The 20681-nt window shown below is 40.3% G+C and carries 24 protein-coding genes; 18 read left to right on the top strand and 6 right to left on the bottom strand.

Translation table 11 applies throughout. The annotated features are described in order from the left end of the window. Positions 1–153: 153 nt before the first annotated feature. Both V7112_RS00415 and V7112_RS00420 read right to left on the bottom strand, forming a co-directional pair. Positions 154–981, bottom strand: coding sequence for a lipoate--protein ligase family protein (locus V7112_RS00415; RefSeq protein ID WP_335413740.1), 828 nt, complete (start codon positions 979–981; stop codon positions 154–156). 86 nt (positions 982–1067) lie between these two features. After that, on the bottom strand, positions 1068–1607 hold the full coding sequence (locus V7112_RS00420) for a CarD family transcriptional regulator (protein WP_335413743.1): 540 nt from the start codon (positions 1605–1607) through the stop codon (positions 1068–1070). A 213-nt stretch (positions 1608–1820) separates the two neighbouring features. Here V7112_RS00420 and V7112_RS00425 point away from each other — a divergent pair, with 213 nt between their 5' ends. Next, on the top strand, positions 1821–2249 hold the full coding sequence (locus V7112_RS00425) for a MarR family winged helix-turn-helix transcriptional regulator (protein ID WP_335413746.1): 429 nt from the start codon (positions 1821–1823) through the stop codon (positions 2247–2249). A 537-nt stretch (positions 2250–2786) separates the two neighbouring features. Here V7112_RS00425 and pta read toward each other — a convergent pair. Next, entirely contained in the window at positions 2787–3758 is a 972-nt protein-coding gene (gene pta, locus V7112_RS00430) for a phosphate acetyltransferase (RefSeq protein WP_335413749.1), read from the bottom strand. Between the two features lie 293 nt (positions 3759–4051). Here pta and hemQ point away from each other — a divergent pair, with 293 nt between their 5' ends. From hemQ to V7112_RS00450, 4 genes are all read left to right on the top strand, one after another. Beyond that, entirely contained in the window at positions 4052–4804 is a 753-nt protein-coding gene (gene hemQ / locus V7112_RS00435; protein WP_335413752.1) for a hydrogen peroxide-dependent heme synthase, read from the top strand. 401 nt (positions 4805–5205) lie between these two features. Beyond that, entirely contained in the window at positions 5206–5628 is a 423-nt protein-coding gene (locus V7112_RS00440) for a cell wall hydrolase (RefSeq protein WP_335413755.1), read from the top strand. Between the two features lie 73 nt (positions 5629–5701). Continuing rightward, a complete protein-coding gene (gerQ, locus tag V7112_RS00445) occupies positions 5702–6184 on the top strand; it encodes a spore coat protein GerQ (protein WP_438823845.1) in 483 nt (160 codons plus the stop codon). A 222-nt stretch (positions 6185–6406) separates the two neighbouring features. After that, positions 6407–7366, top strand: a complete 960-nt coding sequence (locus V7112_RS00450) for an NAD(P)-dependent alcohol dehydrogenase (protein WP_335413762.1) — start codon at positions 6407–6409, stop codon at positions 7364–7366. Positions 7367–7610: 244 nt separating this feature from the next. On the opposite strand, the gene V7112_RS00455 is transcribed toward V7112_RS00450, so the two are convergent. After that, positions 7611–7982 (bottom strand): DUF423 domain-containing protein, encoded by a 372-nt coding sequence (locus V7112_RS00455; RefSeq protein ID WP_335413765.1) that lies wholly within the window; start codon positions 7980–7982, stop codon positions 7611–7613. A 95-nt stretch (positions 7983–8077) separates the two neighbouring features. On the opposite strand from V7112_RS00455, the gene pxpB reads away from it, so the two are divergent. Genes pxpB through V7112_RS00470 form a run of 3 tightly spaced genes read left to right on the top strand, consistent with a single transcriptional unit; the run spans position 8078 to position 10475 of the window. After that, positions 8078–8788, top strand: a complete 711-nt coding sequence (pxpB, locus tag V7112_RS00460; protein ID WP_335413769.1) for a 5-oxoprolinase subunit PxpB — start codon at positions 8078–8080, stop codon at positions 8786–8788. Then, positions 8785–9543, top strand: coding sequence for a LamB/YcsF family protein (locus V7112_RS00465; RefSeq protein WP_335413773.1), 759 nt, complete (start codon positions 8785–8787; stop codon positions 9541–9543). The genes pxpB and V7112_RS00465 overlap by 4 nt, the downstream gene beginning before the upstream one ends. Before the next feature lie 5 nt (positions 9544–9548). Continuing rightward, complete coding sequence (locus V7112_RS00470) at positions 9549–10475, top strand: biotin-dependent carboxyltransferase family protein (RefSeq protein WP_335413776.1); 927 nt, start codon at positions 9549–9551, stop codon at positions 10473–10475. Positions 10476–10682: 207 nt separating this feature from the next. On the opposite strand, the gene V7112_RS00475 is transcribed toward V7112_RS00470, so the two are convergent. Beyond that, positions 10683–10961: a YwdI family protein gene (locus V7112_RS00475; RefSeq protein ID WP_335413778.1), complete on the bottom strand. Its 279-nt coding sequence runs from the start codon at positions 10959–10961 to the stop codon at positions 10683–10685. A gap of 386 nt (positions 10962–11347) precedes the next feature. Further along, positions 11348–11626, bottom strand: a complete 279-nt coding sequence (locus V7112_RS00480; RefSeq protein WP_077619983.1) for an HU family DNA-binding protein — start codon at positions 11624–11626, stop codon at positions 11348–11350. Between the two features lie 259 nt (positions 11627–11885). Here V7112_RS00480 and V7112_RS00485 point away from each other — a divergent pair, with 259 nt between their 5' ends. The 10 genes from V7112_RS00485 to V7112_RS00530 all read left to right on the top strand — a co-directional run bounded on the left by V7112_RS00485 (position 11886) and on the right by V7112_RS00530 (position 20420). Beyond that, positions 11886–12164, top strand: coding sequence for an alpha/beta-type small acid-soluble spore protein (locus V7112_RS00485; RefSeq protein ID WP_335413786.1), 279 nt, complete (start codon positions 11886–11888; stop codon positions 12162–12164). A 12-nt stretch (positions 12165–12176) separates the two neighbouring features. Next, a complete protein-coding gene (locus tag V7112_RS00490) occupies positions 12177–12314 on the top strand; it encodes a hypothetical protein (RefSeq protein WP_335413790.1) in 138 nt (45 codons plus the stop codon). Between the two features lie 122 nt (positions 12315–12436). After that, positions 12437–13441, top strand: coding sequence for a sugar-binding protein (locus V7112_RS00495; RefSeq protein WP_335413794.1), 1005 nt, complete (start codon positions 12437–12439; stop codon positions 13439–13441). Beyond that, positions 13438–14898, top strand: coding sequence for a sensor histidine kinase (locus V7112_RS00500; RefSeq protein WP_335413797.1), 1461 nt, complete (start codon positions 13438–13440; stop codon positions 14896–14898). The genes V7112_RS00495 and V7112_RS00500 overlap by 4 nt, the downstream gene beginning before the upstream one ends. A 2-nt stretch (positions 14899–14900) precedes the next feature. Then, positions 14901–15734, top strand: coding sequence for a response regulator transcription factor (locus V7112_RS00505; protein ID WP_438823840.1), 834 nt, complete (start codon positions 14901–14903; stop codon positions 15732–15734). Between the two features lie 80 nt (positions 15735–15814). Then, complete coding sequence (locus tag V7112_RS00510; protein WP_335413799.1) at positions 15815–15976, top strand: hypothetical protein; 162 nt, start codon at positions 15815–15817, stop codon at positions 15974–15976. A gap of 206 nt (positions 15977–16182) precedes the next feature. Next, positions 16183–17406, top strand: a complete 1224-nt coding sequence (locus V7112_RS00515) for an ABC transporter substrate-binding protein (protein WP_335414001.1) — start codon at positions 16183–16185, stop codon at positions 17404–17406. A gap of 71 nt (positions 17407–17477) precedes the next feature. Next, positions 17478–18458 carry a carbohydrate ABC transporter permease gene (locus V7112_RS00520; protein ID WP_335413802.1) on the top strand — a complete coding sequence of 327 codons (981 nt, stop codon included), beginning with the start codon at positions 17478–17480 and terminating at the stop codon, positions 18456–18458. Then, positions 18455–19276 carry a carbohydrate ABC transporter permease gene (locus tag V7112_RS00525; protein WP_335413806.1) on the top strand — a complete coding sequence of 274 codons (822 nt, stop codon included), beginning with the start codon at positions 18455–18457 and terminating at the stop codon, positions 19274–19276. The genes V7112_RS00520 and V7112_RS00525 overlap by 4 nt, the downstream gene beginning before the upstream one ends. A gap of 121 nt (positions 19277–19397) precedes the next feature. Continuing rightward, entirely contained in the window at positions 19398–20420 is a 1023-nt protein-coding gene (locus V7112_RS00530) for a DUF3231 family protein (protein WP_335413809.1), read from the top strand. Positions 20421–20681: the final 261 nt, after the last annotated feature.

Below are 20681 nucleotides of genomic sequence, written 5' to 3' on the forward strand. Positions count from 1 at the left end.
TTATAGCGCAATTATTAAAATTAAAACGCATTTCCGGTCCGCTATAGCGCAATTAACAAAATTAAAGCGCATTTCCAACGACTATAGCACAATTACGTGGGTCCGTTTCATTTTTCCACAAAAAAGAACCAGGAGAACCGTCCCCCTGGTCCCTTACAATGCCTTCTCATTGCGATTAAGCACTCGCAAAAAGTTTTGTTCAAATAATGGCATTTCTTCTGTTGTTAGCTGTGAAGCAAAGATATGCTCGCTTTCACTTTTTAGTGTTTGAAGCAGTAGCAGCATGACGGTTTGTACCGTGATGTTTGGGTCTATCAATTCTGCCAAAGAGGCCATCGTTTCTGGCTTCACATCCGGATAGACAAATTTCGTCTCCGCACCCTGCAGCCCCACCTCGTAAAATTGGCGAATGATTTCTGCACGCTCCGACCCGCTTCCGGTCACACCTAGATATATTTGTACAGCCACCCCGTTACGAAGGCGGCGCTGAGATATCCCCGCAAATTTTTTCCCATCTATACTTAAATCATAGCTTCCAGGACAATATGAACCGACAACTTCCCGGGCCACAATATCCACTTCATAGCCTTCAAACATTTTTTGAATCAACTCAAGCATCGTATCGTAGCCACGGTTAATATCAATCCCTTTTTCCGTTTCAGGAAAAATAAGCGAAATGTTTAATACTCCTTCATCAAGCACCACCGCTAGTCCACCCGAATTTCGTACGATTACACGATAGCCCATTGATTTTAGGAGCTCGATCCCTTCCTCAAGGAAAGGCAACTTCGTATCTTGAATCCCTAGCACAATGGTCTGATGGTGAACCCAAGCCCTTGCTGTAGCTGGTGACTCTCCTTTTCCTACAAACGCACAAAGTGTATCATCTATCGCAAACGATTGTAATGCATCAAATTGATAGCCTAGACTAGATTGATCAATAATCCGCCAGCTCGGCTGATGTAAAAGACTTTCGGTCATACGGCATACTCCTTTTAATTGCAAATAAACCTTAAAAAAACCAGGCATAGCCTGGTTTTATCATGTCCAACATCACTATTTTACCTTTAGTTTACGAAATTTGCTACCTCGTAATGTGAGGTTTTACTCATTTTGTAGGCGATCATTTGATTAATATTTTTTTCGATAGCCTTAACCGATGTCTCTAACGCAATCGCTAATTCTTTAAAGAGTATTTTTTGAATATGAAGAAGAAGTCTACGGTCATGTTCAGATAATTTCTTATCAATCATTTCAAATTCATATTTTTTACTCATTAATGTATTTAAAATACTTGAAATTTCTTTTCTATCCCCAGTTGAAGCTATATTAGAATAAGATTTATGACGATCCGACGCATTGTCAATCCACTGAATTCCCGGAAGCTTAAATGAGTCTAAAATCTCCTCTGACTCACTCTTACCAATGATGCCCTGCATTTTATTGCTTTTATTATCTACTGGGTTTTGGATTGTCAAAGTACTATCCTCGATTGGGCTCATTATATAATAATTTCGAGTAATCCCAGCATATGTTTTCTCACATATATCGTCTATGCGACAAATTCCCATATTTGAATAAATCACCAGATCCCCAATGTTAAACATGTACCATGCCCCTATCCAATGGATTGTCAACTTGGTTGACTATACTAATCATACTCCATTTTTCACAAAATGTCAACTTGGTTGACATTTGAACATGCATTCTGGACAGTTCTTTATTTTACACATCAAGCTTTTTCAAATTTGTCAACTTGGTTGACAATGCTGATAATTTTTTGTATAGTAGTGGCGATTATAAAAACGGGAGTGGAAAAAATGGATCCTGTACTTCAACATTTAGATTTAATTGACCTTATAAGTGAGAGGCATGGACAACTTCGAGGTATTGCAGAAAAATCATGGAATGAGACCAGTGACATCGCCATTTCAAATTCAGAATGGTACATTATGTCGAGAATATATAAAAAGAAACCAACCATCGCGTACGTATCAAAGAATGTAGACATTACACGGCAGGCTACCCATAAATTTATAAAAAATTTGAAAGCAAAAGGGCTAGTCAACGTGATGGATGTTGAAAACAATAAAAAGGTAAAATGGATAGAACTAACACCACTTGGGGAAGAATGCTATGAGAAAAATGAGGCACTTAAAGCGAAAATTGAAAAGCAACTCACTGAAAAAATGGGGGAAAAACAGGTTGAGCTTCTTAAAAACATATTAAAAATGGATTGGGGAATATGATTATTGGATTTTAGGGACAAGGCACGGCGACCATCATTAAAAAAGTTATGAAAAGGAAAATGAGCCAAGATTTAAGGCAACTTCCTCTTCATCAGCTCTATGAAAAGGATATCGAGCCAAGATTTCCGGCATAGTCCTCTTCATCAACTCTATGAAAGGGATATCGAGCCAAGACTTCTGGCATAGTCCTCTTCATCAGCTCTATGAAAGGGATATCGAGCCAAGACTTCTGGCATAGTCCTCTTCATCTCCTCTATGAAAGGGATATCGACCCAAGATTTCTGGCATAGTCCTCTTCATCAGCTCTATGAAAGGGAAATTGAGCCAAGACTTCCGGCATAGTCCTCTTCATCAACTCTATGATAGGGAAATCGAGTCGTAAATAATGTCAAAATCCCGTTCATTGACAATTTACTGCCACTAATTCTAAAATACTGCCGCTATTTTAGAAATACTATCACTAACTCCAAAAATACTGCCACAAGCAAAATACTCCCCAAAAATGGCCATGTCCCACGACATGGCCATTTCTCATTCCTATAAAGCTTGTGCTGCTGTAATTAAAGCAAGTTTATATACATCTTCTTCATTACATCCGCGTGAAAGGTCGTTTACAGGCTGATTTAAGCCCTGTAAAATCGGTCCAACCGCTTCAAAGTTTCCAAGGCGTTGTGCGATTTTGTATCCGATATTACCCGCTTCAAGGCTTGGGAAAACAAATACGTTTGCGTCACCCTTGATTATGGAATCTGGAGCTTTTTTCTTTGCTACAGATGGAACAAATGCTGCATCAAATTGGAATTCTCCGTCCAATACCAAGGCAGGATTCATTTCTTTTGCAATTTTAACTGCGTCTACTACCTTTTCCGTTTCAGGAGACTTTGCAGATCCCTTCGTTGAGAAGCTTAGCATTGCCACTCTTGGCTCGATATCGAACATATCCGCCGTATTCGCACTCTCAATTGCGATTTCCGCTAAGTCCTGGCTGTCTGGATTAATATTAATTGCACAATCAGCAAAAACATATTTCTCATCTTCACGAACCATGATAAACACACCAGATGTCTTTTTTACACCTTGCTTTGTTTTTATGATTTGAAGAGCAGGGCGAACAGTGTCAGCAGTGGAATGTGCCGCACCACTTACTAGCCCGTGTGCCTTACCAGTGTACACAAGCATCGTCCCAAAGTAATTTTCGTCTTTAAGGATTTTACGTGCATCCTCTTCAGTTGCTTTACCCTTACGTCTTTCAACAAATGAAGCTACAAGCTGTTCGAACTCCGGGAAAGTATTAGCATCATAGATTTCCACACCTTCAAGAGAAACACCAAGCTCATTTGCTTTATTTTCAACTGCAGCTTTTTCACCAATTACGACAGGTACAAGCACCTTTTCACTTGCCAAACGGCTAACTGCTTTTAAAATTCGCTCATCTAGTCCTTCTGGAAACACAATTTTCATGTTTTTCCCAGATACTTTTTCTTTTAATTGAGTAAATAAATCGCTCACTCTGATTCCTCCTAGCCTAATCTCATGCATTTTATGTAAATTGGGCATCATGACCCCTGCAAAACTGCCAACCATAAGGATACGGCTTTTTTCACAAATTGAAAACCAAAATGCCTCAGAAATCCTGTGACAGTATTATGACACTATCTTCAATTTTCCCAACAACCTGACAAATTACTCACTCCCACTATTGTTCACAAAATTGTTCTGAGTTTACTACGATGGGGATAGGGGAAACTATGATATAGTAATGGTTGAATACATATTATGCGAATATACAAGGAGTGATAGTAATGGCTGAAGCAGCACAAACGCTTGATGGCTGGTATTGCCTACATGATTTCCGTTCTATTGATTGGACATCTTGGAAGACTCTTTCAAGTGACGAGCGCCAAGCAGCAATTCATGAATTTCTTGGTTTAGTGGAGAAATGGAATAAGACACAAAGTGAAAATCAAGGAAGTCATGCATTATACACAATTGTTGGTCAAAAAGCTGATTTCATGATGATGACTCTTCGTCCAACGATGGAAGAATTGAATGAAATCGAAAACGAATTCAACAAAACAAAGCTAGCTGAATACACGATTCCTACTTATTCTTATGTATCTGTTGTTGAATTAAGTAACTATCTGGCAGGCGAAAGTAATGAGGATCCATACCAAAATCCTTATGTACGCGGACGCTTATATCCTATCCTACCAAAGAACAAATATGTGTGCTTCTATCCGATGGACAAACGCCGTGAGGGCAATGACAACTGGTACATGCTTTCAATGGAAGAGCGCAAAGATCTTATGCGAAGCCATGGTATGATTGGCCGCCAATATGCTGGAATCGTAAAACAAATCATCAGTGGCTCTGTGGGCTTTGATGATTACGAATGGGGCGTAACCCTATTCTCCGACGACGTCCTTCAATTCAAAAAGCTCGTTTATGAAATGCGCTTTGACGAAGTAAGTGCACGTTACGGTGAATTCGGAGCATTCTTCGTAGGAAACATTTTAACTGAAGAAAAAGTTCCACAATTTTTACATATTAACTAAAAAGAAAAGTGCAAGGCGCCTGACTGAGGAACATCGACTAACTACCGCCACGTCCTGTGGCAAACGTCGATGTCAGCACTTCCTGTGCAAGTCAAGCATAAGACAAGCTCTGACAGAAGGTGCCTTTTACCTTCCAAAGCGATTGGCTTATGCCTCGAGCCGATGGCGCCTGAAACTAGACAACAAAAAAGAGAGGTAATCCTCTCTTTTTTTTCATCGATACTCATAATCCTTTTTCCTCGCTCATACAATGCAATGATGAATCTACAAAACACATCCACCATAAGTCTAATGAAATATCCCAAAAATGAATCAAAAAGTAGGAACCCATTTTTCACCTCAACAATAAGTTAGTAAAGAGACTTTTTAACATTGTCTTCTTTTGTTAGTGAGGTGAAAAGATGGCAGTAGTTGCGCACACGGAGGCAGATGTAAAGCTGTTAGCAAGGCTGTTGCGTGCTGAGGCTGAAGGCGAAGGCAAGCAAGGCATGCTATTAGTAGGGAATGTTGGGGTAAACCGTGCAAGATCACGTTGTCTGGATTTTAAAGACATTAACACCATTCGAAAAATGGTCTTTCAAAGCCCTGGAGGCTTTGAAGCAACCCAAAAGGGGTATTTTTATCAGGCCGCTCGACCAACTGAAATTGCACTTGCACGAAGGGTACTAAAAGGGGAAAGATTTCACCCTGCCAGGTTTTCTTTGTGGTTTTTTGAACCATCAGGAAACTGTCCAGCACAATGGTATAACCAATGGAACGTAGGAAGGTTTAAAGCACACTGCTTCTACCAACCTACACAGGAGGATTGCCCTGACGTATTTTAAAGCAATTCACCTTTTAGAGAGAGATTAAAACATATTCTGAGGAGGGCTTACATTGAGTAATGACAATCAACAAATGCAAAATCCATATGCAGCGTATGGGTATAACCCTCAAAGCTTTGAACAGTTTGGAGGCTACTATGATCCACGCCAATTCGGCATGACCAATCCGTATCAGCAACAACAAGGGGGCTTTCAGGTACCACAAACACCAACTTTCGTTCCGCCAACCTTCCCTCAAACGGGTGGTATCACGCAAAATGTACCGGGTATGCTTCCGCTTGAAGAATCCTATATCGAAAACATTCTTCGCCTGAACAAAGGAAAGCTTGCGACTGTATACATGGGCTTTGATAGCACGAACCAACAAAAGGTATTTAAAGGACTTATTGAAGCTGCAGGTCGTGACCATATTATTTTGAGCGACCCACAAACAGGCATGCGCTACCTATTGTTAATGGTCTACTTACAATATATTACATTTGAAGAAGAAATCGAGTACCAATATCCATTTGGTGGAGGTGGAGGCCAAGGCCTAGTAAATTACCCACCAAGATAATTAACAAAGGGGTGTAAGCGTAACGGGTTCTTGTATCCTTTCGCAAACATTAAAAATGCAAGTTAAATGTCTATCAAATTGCATGGTAATTTGATAGGCATTTTTTGTTGATATATTTGCTTTATTCCCATTAGGGCTTTTATTTATGAAAGAGCATCGATTAACATGAGTTGCCAAGTTCTAACCCAAGAATAAAAAGATTTTTTTTAGGAGGTAATACAGGTGAGGGCAGCTATTTATACGACCTATGGTCCCCCTGAAGTAATGGAGATAAAGGATGTCGAACAGCCATCCATCAAGGAAGATGATAGAGTGCTGATTAGAGTACACAGCGCGTCGGTCAATGCTTTAGACTATTTGTACCGAAAGGGCTATTTGCCTACAAGGTTAGATAATGGACTAACAAAACCCAAAAATTCCGTACTGGGCATAGATGTTGCGGGTAAGATTGAAGCAGTCGGTAAAAACGTACACAGATTTAAGGTGGGTGATCATGTTTTCGGGAGTTGTTTCGGATCCCATTCTGAATATGTCTCTCCACGTGAGAATTCCCTAAGTCATATGCCGAAAAACGTAACTTTTGAGGAGGCAGCTGCTATACCGTGTGCGGGCCAAACTGCGCTACAAGCATTGCGAGATGTAGCACAGGTAAAACAAGGACAAAGAGTCTTAATATATGGTGCGTCAGGCGGGGTAGGGCACTTTGCTGTTCAACTTGCAAAATACTTTGGGGCCGAGGTAACTGCTGTTTGTAGCACCTCCAATCTTGATTGGGTTAAGGAACTTGGAGCAGATTACGTTATTGATTACACCAAGGAAGATTTCGCTGACAATGGAAATAAGTATGATGTTATTCTCGATGCAGTTGGTAAGCGGACCTTTTACAGTTGTTTACGATCTTTAACCGAGAAGGGTATTTATATTACAGAACACCTATTTTACCCTAAATACCACCCTGTTCAATTGATGATAAGTTCATTAATAGGCCGCAAGAAAGCGAAGGCTCATCTTGCGAAACCAAACGATAGAGATCTAGATTTCTTAAGAAGTCTTGTTGAGGAAGAAAAATTAAGACCCGTTATTGAGAAATGCTATCCTTTAGAACAGATTGTAGAGGCTCACCAGCACATTGAAAGTGGACGTACAAAGGGGAAGATTGTTCTTACCATAAAAATGGGGTAATACAGTTATTCTAATAACCAATTACTATTACACTCAATGAATGCCACTGAGCTATTTGTATATGTAAAGAGCACCGCATTTGGCGGTGCAATTGAGATTCACTCTTTTTGCGCAAAAGATAGATTAGGGGGGCCTGTTAGTGTCGGTGGAGGCTCCTGTTTGCATTAGTGTCTAGCTCCAAGCGCCGTCAGATCGAGTTCATAAGCCATTATCCTCAGAAGGTTGGGCTTGTCTTATGCTCGCCTTATAAATGTTTGACCGCCACCACCATCAATAAAACCCAGCCAAGTAAAAAGGCTACACCGCCAAGTGGTGTGATAGCACCAAGAATTTTGATTCCAGATACACTTAAAACGTACAAGCTTCCTGAGAATAAAATAATCCCGACGAACAAGCTCCACCCAGCCGTCGTAATGAGGCTCACTTGTGAAAACTTGTCAGCTAAAAATGCAACAACAAATAATCCGAGCGCGTGAAACATTTGATATTGAACAGCTGTATTCCATGTTTTTAAGTATCTTTCTGAAATCTTTCCTTCTAATCCATGTGCACCAAAGGCACCAAGTGCAACTGCCAAAAATGCGTTAATCGCTCCCAATATTAAAAATAGTTTCATTCTTGCTCACCATCCTTTTTTGAAAATTCCTATTTCATTTTAACATATTCATTATAAGATAGTAGTAAGACTCAATACCACAAAGGAGTTTTATCATGAGCTACGAGATTTTACCAGTCGGTGACATGGCCTTGCAAATTTTTTATAAGGAGCCTACTTCAGACGCCCTGCAGCGCCAAATCCAGCATACTACGAAACAAATTGAAAAAATGAAGATACAAGGGATAGTGGAGCTTGTACCTGCTTTTCAGTCAATCACAGTTTACTATAATCCTAATCTCACTTCCTATAAAAATCTCACGTCACAGGTTTCTGTGATTTGCAATGGGATTTCCATAATAGAAAAAACCTCATCAAAAGAGGTAATCGTAATTCCAACCTGTTACGATGGCGAAGACCTTGAAAATGTCGCTCGTGGGCACGGGCTGTCAACCGACGAGGTTATTTCAATACATAGTAGCGTCGACTATCTCGTCTACATGATTGGATTTTTACCCGGTTTCCCGTATTTAAAAGAGCTTCCAAAGCGGCTCGCAACACCACGTCTATCAAGCCCAAGACTCAAAGTTCCAAAAGGAGCGGTCGGCATCGGCGGTGACCAAACTGGAATTTACCCACTTGAGTCACCTGGAGGGTGGAATCTCATTGGGAGAACCCCGGTACCTATATTTGACCCAGAAAAACCGGATCCATTTTTACTCAAAGCAGGGGATTACCTCCGTTTTACTCCGATCTCGGTCAAAGAATATAAGGAAATTGAAAAGCTAGTGAAAGAAGATCAATATAAGGTAGGTGGGAAAAATTGAAAACAATTGATTTAAATTGTGATTTAGGAGAAAGCTTTGGTGCCTACAACATTGGAAATGATGAGCAGGTCCTCTCCTTTATTTCAAGCGCAAACGTCGCTTGCGGGTTTCATGCTGGTGACCCCCATGTGATGAATCAAACCGTCCAACTTGCGAAAAAATATGGCGTTGCCATCGGGGCCCACCCTGGATTTCAGGATCTTGTAGGGTTCGGCAGGAGAGCCATGGCTGTTTCGCCAACAGACGTCTATGATCTCGTTCTCTATCAAATCGGCGCCCTTTCTGCCTTTTGTCAGGCACATGATGTGAAGTTCACACACATAAAACCACATGGGGCTCTTTATAACATGGCCGCAATCGACATGAACCTGGCCGAAGCAATTGCTAAGGCCATCGCAAAATTTGACCCCGGACTGGCTCTATATGGACTTGCTGGCAGTAAGTTGATGACGGCTGGGGTGGCACAAGGCCTTACCACTGTCTCCGAGGTTTTTGCTGACCGTACCTATCAATCTGATGGAACTTTAACACCAAGGACCCACCCAAACGCAATCATTCATGACAGCAATGATGCCATTAAACAAGTTTTGCAAATGGTAAAAGAACAAACCGTTCAAGCTATCACTGGTGATATTATTCCAATCAAAGCCGACTCAATCTGCGTTCACGGTGACAACAGTCATGCACTCCAATTCGTACAGGAATTACGTAACGCATTAACCAAAGAAGGCATCACAATTAAGGCAATTAGGTGATTAAAATGGGACAACCACTTTTTACCGTTCTAAAAAAAGGGCTCTATACTACATTTCAGGACTTAGGTCGCTATGGCTATCAACGATTTGGCGTCGTTACAAGCGGTGCAATGGATTCTTATTCAATGCAGCTTGCCAATATTCTTGTCGGCAATCCGAGGGGGGAGGCTGTCCTCGAAATGACAATGATTGGCCCAAGCTTACGAGTAGAAGCAGACTTGATTACAATCGCTGTTTGCGGAGCTGACCTAAGCATGACCGTGAACGAAAACAAAGCGCCGCTATGGAAATCCTTTGTCGTGAAAAAAGGGGACCTCATACGATTCGGCAAACCTTTGTCTGGAACTCGCGCATATTTAGCCGTTGCTGGTGGTTTTGATGCTGAGGAAGTACTCGGAAGTAAATCGTATTACGCGAAGGCAAAGCTTGGAACGGAAATTAAGGATGGGGATATTCTTTACGGAACTCTTAGGGCTATTCGAAAAAGTACAGGACTCGCGCGCCACCTTATTCCAAGTTTCAGGAAAGAAATTGTGGTTCGGGCCATTCCAGGACCACATGAAGATTACTTTACAGAAGATGCGATTGAGCAGTTTTTTACAAATAGTTTTCAAGCCGTTCAAGGGGACCGGATGGGGTACCGATTAAAAGGGACAATGCCGTTACAGCATCGAGACAAGACTGAAATTGCATCTGATGCTATCCCGCTTGGTGGCATTCAGGTCCCAAGCAGCGGCGAACCAATCATCCTATTAGCCGATCGCCAAACAACTGGAGGTTATCCAAGAATCGCGACGGTCATTTCTGTGGATATATATAAAATTGCTCAGCTACCACCAGGTGGAACGATTAGATTTAAGCGCTGCAGCATCGAAACCGCTCATGAACTATATAAAAAAAGAGTAAAATTTCTTGAAAACCTCCAGGGGTAGCGTTACCCGGGAGGTATTTTTTATCCATTTACCAAGTGCCGCTCTCTACTTTTGAGGATATCGGACAAACATTTATATATATCGGACACTATTCCATTTTTATCGGACAAAATATTGAAAATATCAGACGAAATTCGAATTATATCGGACATTACTCCAGATATATCGGACAAAGCCACTAGTTCACAAGAAAAGGAGACCCTCTACTTAAAAATCAAATAGAGAGTCTCCATTCGCATCTTCTTCTTCTAATTTCGCTGTATTTTGAATCGTCGTTGGCTGCATCGTCGGAATTGGCTGTACAACCTGTGGCACAGGCACAACTTCAATGCGCCTAACATCAACTGGTGCTTCATCTAAAACAAGGTCACATAAAGTTCGAATGGCCATTAACCGCTCTCTCACCTTTTGTTCACTCGCTTCACTCTTTGCCGACTGCAATTCCTGCTGCATTTTATCTAAAATCTTACCTACCGATATATTCACAAAATTTCAGCTCCTATGCTCGAATATCTACGTTGTAGGAAGGCTTCTACTTCGCCTTCAGTTGCTTTTCCGCGAAATTAAGACAATGAGCGCCAGAGGATCTAAACACGCTGACAGAGGGCATTGCCTGCGTCTTAAAATTGAAGGCTCGACAGCCGCGAGGAAATTTCGGATCCCATGTCGTGTAAAAGTGTTTGCATTTTAAGCAATTGACTCTCTTTTGCATCCCTTCACTACCTTTGTAAAATCGATACCCCTATTTTCCCACGAGGAAGGAGAAGCGTCAAACTCACATTTTTACACTCTAGCAATTTGTGTGTTTTAAAGTATGAAAAAACCCCTCGAGACTCGTCTCTGAGGGGCATTTACGCAGGAATTATGTAAAATTATTTACCAGCAACTGCGTCTTTAAGAGCTTTACCTGGTTTGAAAGCAGGTACTTTGCTAGCTGCGATTTCGATTTCTTCACCAGTTTGTGGGTTGCGGCCTTTACGAGCTGCACGCTCACGAACTTCGAAGTTACCGAATCCGATTAATTGTACTTTATCTCCGCTACTTAATGCATTTTGAACTGCTTCAAATACTGCGTCTACAGCTTTTGTTGCATCCTTTTTAGATAGTTCTGCACTTTCAGCAACTGCACTGACTAATTCTGTTTTGTTCATTGTTAAATTCTCCTCTCCAATTAAGCACATATTCTTTTTACCACTTTTTTCATAGGTTCGCAAGATTTTAAGCTAAATTTACCCTATTAAACTTGTGGTATAAGCTATTACATCACTAGATTAGCCAAAAAACAAGGGTTTCAAACTAAATTTCCATAAATATTTAAAAAAACTTTGTTACTACCAAGTTTTACCGAAATTCAAGTTTTTATACTTGGATATAGTAATAAAAATACAGTATGAAAGGAGAACTACACCTATGGCTCGAAGAAAGCGCCGACCACTCGTTCCCGAGGCAAGAGAAGAACTTGACCAGCTAAAAGCGAATGTCATGAGGAAGCAAGGGTATAAAACAGACCCAGCCAATCCCGATAAGGTAAAATACGAAGTCGCGAGAGAATTAGGTATCCCATTAAATGATGACTACAACGGCAACCTTACATCCAAACAGGCTGGAAAAGTAGGCGGAAAGATTGGTGGTAATATGGTTAAAGAAATGATCCGCATGGCACAGGAAAATTTAAATAAGCGCCAATAAGGGGTACTAATCATGACAAAAAAGAAAAACCGCGTTGGCCAATCCAATCATAGCCAATACAAGGTAGCAAAAGGACCAAAGGCTAGGGAATCCGGCTATGAAGCAAGCTATGAGTATACCACAGGAAATGAAATAGGAGAAAAAGATTAATAACCGATAAACTGCCCAAATAGTTGGGCAGTTTTCTTTTTACCCAAAATTCATATACACCCCAATCAATTATCGCTAAAATGGAATTTACAAACGCTTTCAATTCGGAGGTGGATTTTGCGATGTCTACTCTTTCAAAACTTCTATATGGCATTGGGGTGTGGCTATTTCTGATTATCTTTTCTCTTACCTGTTATTATGCCTATCAAATTTTTCATTTTGGTACAAAAGCTGAAAAAGCAACAACCAATGAGCCCCTCTATCATTTTGTACTCGTTCCAGAAGAGCTCGATAATGATTACTGGCGTCTTGTTGAAAAAGGAGCGAAAGAGGCAGCTAAGAATTTGAATGTCGTTCTTGAATATATTGGTCCAATCCAAGCAAATACTGAAGAGCATATTAAAACACTAGAAATGGCCGCAGCCTCCAGGGTGGATGGCATTTTAACACAAGGTCTTCAAGAGGACCAATTTTCCCCACTGATTAACCAGATCGTCGAAAAGGGAATCCCGGTTATTACCGTTGATACCGATGCAGCAACAAGTAAGCGATTATCCTATGTTGGTACGGATAATTACTATTCGGGCTTTATTGCCGGTCAGGCATTGGTTGAGGACACAGGTGGGAACGCAAATGTGGCAATTATTACTGGAAGTTTCTACGCTTCTCATCAGCAGCTTCGGGTTCAAGGCTTTAAAGATGCGATTCAGCACGCGGAAGGGATTCAGATTGTTGCGATTGAAGAGTCAAATATCACAAGAGTTCGCGCTGCGGAAGCAGCTAACAAAATTTTAAAAGAACATCCAGAGGTGACGGCTTTTTATGGAACAAGCGCCTTAGACGGCATCGGAATAGCGCAGGTTGTTGAACATTATCAAAAACAAGACCAAGTCTATATTCTAGGTTTTGATACAATCGAAGATACTATTCATTATATGAAAAAAGGCACAATTGACGCGACTGTGATGCAAGAGCCTTATGAAATGGGGTATCAATCCGTCCAAATGATGATTGACTTAATCGAGGGACAAGGCGTTCCTAATACGGTACATACGGAGACGAGGATTATTCGGGCTCAAGACCTACCTCTTGATTCAAAGAGCATCATAAGGATGGAGCCATCATGATTATTCGAATTCGGACGAAATTACTCCTCTATTTTATGATTGTCTTTATTATTTTGAATGGCGTTGCCTTTTTGTTTTATAAAAGCAGTGAGAAAATCGTTTCAGAATATGATGACAGCTTTGAAAAGTTTCTTTTATTGAATGATATTTCACAACAGGTTAATCTCGTCAATGAAAAAGTGCAATCCTATATCGTTGAAGAAGAAGAAGCCTTCCTCAAGGACTATTTTCGCGCCAGAAAACAGCTTTTAACGTATCAAGGGCAATTGATCAGCGAGCTCTCCAATGAAAAAAACGCCATTACTTTATCGAATTATAAAAATATGATAAGTAGTTACATTGAAGCTACTGATTTAACGATTGGCACTTTCCAGCAAAAAGAGATTAATCGGTACTCCTCACACCTGAATGAGGCTACAAAATTTGCTGGTTTTATTCAAGAGACAACTTTGTCATTAGTCAATAACGAACTTACCGACTATCAATTATTTTATAAGGAAATCGAAAAGCAAAGTCGTAATTTTACATTAATGGGGATGTCTCTGTTTAGTTCAACCTTTTTATTGAGCTTACTTCTTGCCTTTTGGTTATCAGGCGGCATAACAAAACCAATTCGCCAATTATCAGCGGCGGCCACTGAAATCTCTGAAGGAAACTTTTCAGGTGATGAAATCAAGGTGACCACCAATGATGAATTAAAGCTGTTAACAAACACATTCAATCAAATGAGGCTCAATATTCGTCAATTGGTAAGTGAAATTAAACAACAATCTGAACTTGATAAACTACTTAAGGAATTGGAATTAAAAAGCCTACAAAACCAAATCAATCCTCACTTCCTGTTCAATACTCTAAATACGGTTTCAAAGATGGCCTACTTAGAAGAGGCCCAAAACACATCTCGGTTAATCGAGGCAATTGCAGCATTGCTTCGCTACAATTTAGGGGACTTACATAAATCCTCAACTCTCTTAAACGAAGTTAAGATTGTAAAGGAGTACTTTTATATTCAACGAACTCGATTTGGAGAACGGATTGATTTTAAAATGGAGGTTGACCCCGATTGCCTGAACGTCGAAATTCCATCACTCTCCCTCCAGCCAATCATCGAGAATGCCTTTATTCATGGGATTGAATCAAAAGAGGATGGTGGCGTCATCAAGCTTAAAGTGTTTAAGAAGTCTGATCGAATATGTGTGGAGATTTCAGATAATGGGGCTGGGATGGATGAGAACACGCTAACTAAGCTTAGACAAATAGCAGATGGAACCTCCCAAGAGGATATTGTCCAACTTGAAGAATCAACCGGGCATTCAACTGGGATTGGGGTAAAAAATGTTATTCAAAGACTTCAGCTATTTTATAAGCAAACGGACATTGCAGAAATTGAATCGATTAAAAATAGTGGAACGACTTTTCGACTTTTGCTTCCTTATGATAATAAAAGGGGTGACTGATCATGATTAAAGTTATTATTGTCGATGACGAGTTATTTGAACGAAAAGCACTTACAAAAATTATCAAGACGGAATGTACAGACATTGAGGTCATCGGTGAGGCTCAAAACGGAAGAGTTGCGATTGAAAAGGCCACACAGCTCCAGCCAGACTTGATGCTCATGGATATAAAAATGCCCGGGATTGATGGAGTTGAAGCTGTTCGGCAAATTAAACAATTACATCCTGACATTAAGTTCATTATGGTATCCGCCTTTAACACCTTCGAATATGCAAAGGAAGTGATGCAGCAGGGGGTAAAGGAATATATTTTAAAGCCTAGTCGTAAAGCTGATATTTTAGAAGCAATTGCTAGAGTGAAAGCGGAAATTGAGGAAGAACGACGACAGGTAGAAGCGCAAACCGAACTCAAAAGCCGAATGAAGGAATTGCTAGTCCTCGCTCAAAAGGAAGGTATCACATCGATTAGTGAGGACCAGTCACATTCAACCGAACTTTGGAAAAACAATCAAATCCATGGGATGTTAACAAAGGCCAAAAAATATATTGATTTACGTTACTATGAATCTCTAACACTCGAGGAAGTAGCCGAATATATAGAGCTAAGTCCCTATCATTTTAGTAAGCTTTTTAAAGAAAAAATGGGCATCACATTCATAGACTATGTTACAACTGTAAGAGTCAATCACGCGAAAAAGAAAATGGATGATCCGAGTAAAAGCTTAAAGGAAATTTGCTATTCTGTTGGCTACAAGGACCCGAATTATTTTAGCAGGGTGTTTAAAAAATACACCGGAATGTCACCATCAGAATATCGAAGTATTACATTGAAATGACCTTTCAATCAGCTTATCGTAAGCTGATTTTTTTATATTCTAGGAAATTATAAAATATGACCTTGTGGATAGCTTGTAACATGGTTTACTACGTCCAGCTCCAGCGCCTAGCCCCTCAAGGTTATAAGCCAATTCGTCAAGAAGGTCAAAGAGCAATCTTCTCGCCGTCTCGTCTTATGCTCGTCGGACTTGCACAGGATGTGCTGACGTCTACGTTTGCCACAGGACGTGGCAGATTTTAGTAGACGTTCAACTTCAAGGTGCTTGTGCATTTGTTATGCCATCACAAAAAAGTGAAGGTATTCGCAATAAAGTGCAGATTGTATTTTCTCTACCTCCTTCTTATCCATGTTACATTTGAGTTGTTAACGCTTTCAACAATAAATAAGGGGGTATTCACATGAAAAAAGGCTTACTCATATCACTATTGCTTGTATTTGTTTTTATAATGACAGCATGTAGTTCAGAGCCCGGATCAAAGGAAAAAGATGGAGATAAAGCAAAGCTAGATATCTTCAGCTGGTGGACAGGTGCTGGTGAGGAAGATGGATTAAAGGCTTTAATCGAATTGTTTGAAGAAAAATATCCTGATGTGCCAATTGAAAATGCCGCTGTTGCTGGCGGGGCTGGAACAAACGCAAAGGCTGTTCTTGCAAGCCGGATGCAAGGGGATGATCCACCCGCTACATTCCAGGTTCATGGTGGTGCTGAGCTTAACGACGGTTGGGTTGCGGCTGGAAAAATGGAACCACTTAACGACCTTTATGAAGCGGAAGGCTGGAATGATAAATTCCCACAAGACTTAATTGATATGGTCACAAAGGACGGTAATATTTATTCGGTCCCAGTTAATATTCACCGTGGAAATGTCCTCTGGTACAACAAGCATGTATTTGAGGAGAATGGACTTGAAGCGCCAACTACTTTTGACGAATTTTTCGAGGTTGCTGATGCCTTAAAAGCTAAAGGAATTACACCATTAGCCTTAGGAGATAAAGAACCTTGGACAGCTACTCATCTCTATGAAACGGTTCTTTTAGGAGTTCTTGGTACCGAGGATTATAACAAGCTTTGGACAGGGGAATTAGCTTTTGATGATGCAAAGGTTGTTGAAGCTACCGAGACTTTCAAGAAAATGCTTGGATATATTAACGATGACCATGCCTCTCGCAACTGGCAGGATGCTTCTCAGTTAGTAGCAAATGGAGAGGCTGCTATGAACGTCATGGGTGACTGGGCGAAGGGTTACTTTGTTAATGACCTAAAGTTAGGGGTAAATGAGGACTTTGGATATATCCCAACCCCTGATACGGATGGATTGTTCATGGTTATTACAGATACGTTCGGATTACCAAAAGGACTCTCAAATTCTGAAGATGTGAAGAAATTCTTGTCTGTTTTAGGTTCGACGGAAGGACAGGATGCATTTAACCCACTAAAAGGATCAATCCCTGCACGTGTTGACTCTGATGTATCCAAATACGACCAATACGGAAAAGACACAATAGAAGATTTCAAATCTGCGAAACTTGCACCAAGCTTAGCTCACGGCTCAGCTGCAGCAGAAGGCTTCCTTACAAAGGTAAACCAAGCCATTAACATCTTCGTCACACAGCTAGATGTCGATCAATTTACTGAATCTCTTACATCTGCTGCTGCCGAACTAAAATAAGAATCTAAAAGGGGATGAGAGCTCTCTCACCCCCTTCTTTTACTATTACACATAGAAGAGGAGGATTATCAATGGAACTAGCGAAACAGTCGAAGAAATCCACTCAAAAACAAGCAGAAATCCTTCCTAAAAAGAAACGTGTATTCAATACAGATCAATTATTGGCCATTGCCTTCCTTTTGCCCTCTATTCTCTTAATTATCATTTTTGTTTACGGGTTTATCGGATGGACGGGATACGTTTCTCTTAGTAACTGGAATTCACTTGTTCCAGATATGTCGTTTGCTGGGCTAAAAAACTATCTTTATTTATTTGGAGACTTCCGTTTCCAAGCCGATTTGCGGAATACTTTGGTCTTTACCGTCTTATTTATTGGGGCTGTTATCGTGATCGGCCAGCTTTTAGCCATATTACTCGATCAAAGTCTATTAAAAGGGGAGTCCATCTTCCGAAACATTTTCTTTTTTCCAATGGCCTTATCTTTTGTTGTAACGGGAGTCGTATGGCAATGGCTGTTAAACCCATCTACTGGGGTCAACTTATTTTTGGAAAAAATTGGATTGGATTCAAAATGGTATACAAATACCGAAATCCTATTTGGATTTAATTGGGGGGAAATTGAGTTTGGGATTCCATTCGCCATCATCGCTGTAATCATTGCTGCTGTCTGGCAGATGACAGGATTCTCGCTTGCCATGTATCTTGCGGGACTTCGTGGAATACCTGAAGAAGTGAGAGAAGCCGCACGCATGGACGGGGCTAAGGAGTTTCAAATCTACATAAAGATTATTCTGCCAATCCTTCGTCCAATTACGGTGAGTGTCGTCATTATCATGGCCCATATCTCCCTTAAAATATTTGATTTAATCTATGCGATGACTGGCCCAGGGGCAAACTTTGTGACTGACGTTCCTGGTGTTTATATGTTTGAAACAACATTCCGCGGAAATTATTATGCAAACGGGGCTGCTATTGCGATTATCATGCTCATCTCTGTTGCCATTTTTATCGTTCCTTATCTGATTTCAAGTAGAAAGGGTGAAGCCTCATGACCATTAAAACGATTACTCGTCCGTTGCTTTACCTTGTGTTAATTGGACTCAGTCTTTTTTATTTAATGCCCATTTACGTCATTATCGTGACAAGCCTTAAGCCACTTGATCAAATATCATTAAGTGAGATGTGGAAATTACCTGCTACACTCGATCTTAGCAGCTACCAGGTCGCTTTTGAAAAGCTGGTCCCTAATTTTCTTAACTCCATTTATTTAGTCGTACCTGCGACCATACTTTCCGCTTTATTAGGAGCATTGAATGGTTATGTCTTATCGAAGTGGCGTTTTAAAGGAGCAAATACGTTATTTACCTTGATTTTATTCGGGATGTTTATCCCCTACCAAAGTATTTTGATTCCGATGATTCAATTTTTACGTGAGGTCGGACTCTATAATTCGATTACAGGACTCATTTTTGTGCATGTAGTATATGGCATTCCGATTACGACACTTATGTTCAGGAACTTTTACGCGAATATTCCGGATGAAATGATTGAATCTGCAAAAATAGACGGGGCTGGCTTCCTACGGGTTTTCAGATATATTATGGTGCCACTGTCCATTTCAGGGTTTGTTGTTGTAGCCATCTGGCAATTCACAAATATTTGGAATGAGTTCTTGTTTGCAGTTACGATTACGACATCAGACCAACAACCAATCATGGTCGCCCTACAAAATTTATCAGGTAGTCAAATTGTCCAATGGAACGTGCAAATGGCAGGGGCCTTACTTGCAGCTCTTCCAACCTTGCTCGTCTACATCTTCCTCGGCAAATACTTTGTTCGCGGCCTTCTTGCTGGATCAGTGAAGGGCTAGTCGTAAAAACAAAAAAGACCTACCCCCCTAAGCCTCTCAAAAACGGCTAATGGAACAAATACATACTATAAGCAATTTATGGGAAATTTAGTTTATAGTATATCTTTTTTGGAGGTCACTTATGGAGGGAAAGGGAAGCCAAATTAGGCTAACAGCAGGTGAAATTGCACAACTTTGGATTCAATACTTAAATGATAGCGCAAGCATTTGTGTTCTTTCGTATTTTTTAGAAAAAGCTGAGGATGAAGAAATTAAGCCTATCATTAAATTCGCTTTAGATTTGTCTCAATCACACATTCAAAAAATTACAGCAATTTTACAGGAAGAAAAAAATGTTGTCCCATATGGTTTTAGTCTAAAAGAGGATGTTGACTTAACTGCTTCTAGGCTTTACTCAGACAGTTTTGCACTTAATTTTATTAACCAAATGGCTAAAATCGGACTTACCTCATATGCTGGTAGTTTAGCAGCATCTGTTAGAAATGACATTAGAACCTATTACTCGGAATGCCTTACTGAAACAATGCAATTATTTAAAAATTCAACAGACCTATTATTGTCAAAAGGATTGCTTGTCAGGCCACCCAGCTTACCTAATTTGGAAAAGGTTGAATTTGTGAAAAAGCAATGGTTTATGTTAGATGTGGTTGGTGAGAAAAGACCATTAACAGCGGCTGAAGTCGCTAATTTATTTGGGAATCTTCAACGAAACGCATTGGGAGTTGCTGTACTTACTGGATTTAGTCAGGTTGCACAAAATAAAGATGTAAAACAATTCTTTTTAAAAGGATTAGAAATTGGGAATAAGCATATTAAACTATTTAGGAGTAAGCTAGAGGAAAGTAAACTACCTGCACCAATGGGGTGGGATTCCGAAATAACAAATAGTACCACTCACACATTTTCAGATAAACTGATGATGTTCTTGACATCTGGTTTGATTTCTTTGAGCGTAGGCTATTACGGTACAGCCGTAAGCCAAAGTCCTAGAGGTGATATTACCGTAATGTATAACAGGCTATCCTTAGAAGTCCAGATGTATTCTGAAGATGGAGCTAATATCCTGATAAAAAATGGATGGTTGGAACAACCTCCAATGGCTTCAGATAGAGATAAATTAATAAGGAAGAAGAATCAATTATAAATCACATTTAAAAGTCCTTCTGCACATAAGCATAAGGACTTTTTTGAAATGATGGATCCTCAATAGGCTTACAAAACCCCGATGAAAGACTTTTCTCTGGGCAACTACCAGCACATGTTCCTCTGGTTCCATTTCAACAAATACGTAAAAGACATGTCATATCATGAACGCTTATTTACTTTGTTGTATAGAGCGGAAGGCATGTGGTCCTCCTGAAAAAACGTGTCAGGAGGACCACATAGGAGCGACGAGGCCCTCCTA

It is taken from the genome of Bacillus sp. JJ1566 (genome assembly GCF_036962685.1).
Lineage (GTDB): Bacteria > Bacillota > Bacilli > Bacillales > Bacillaceae_L > Ferdinandcohnia.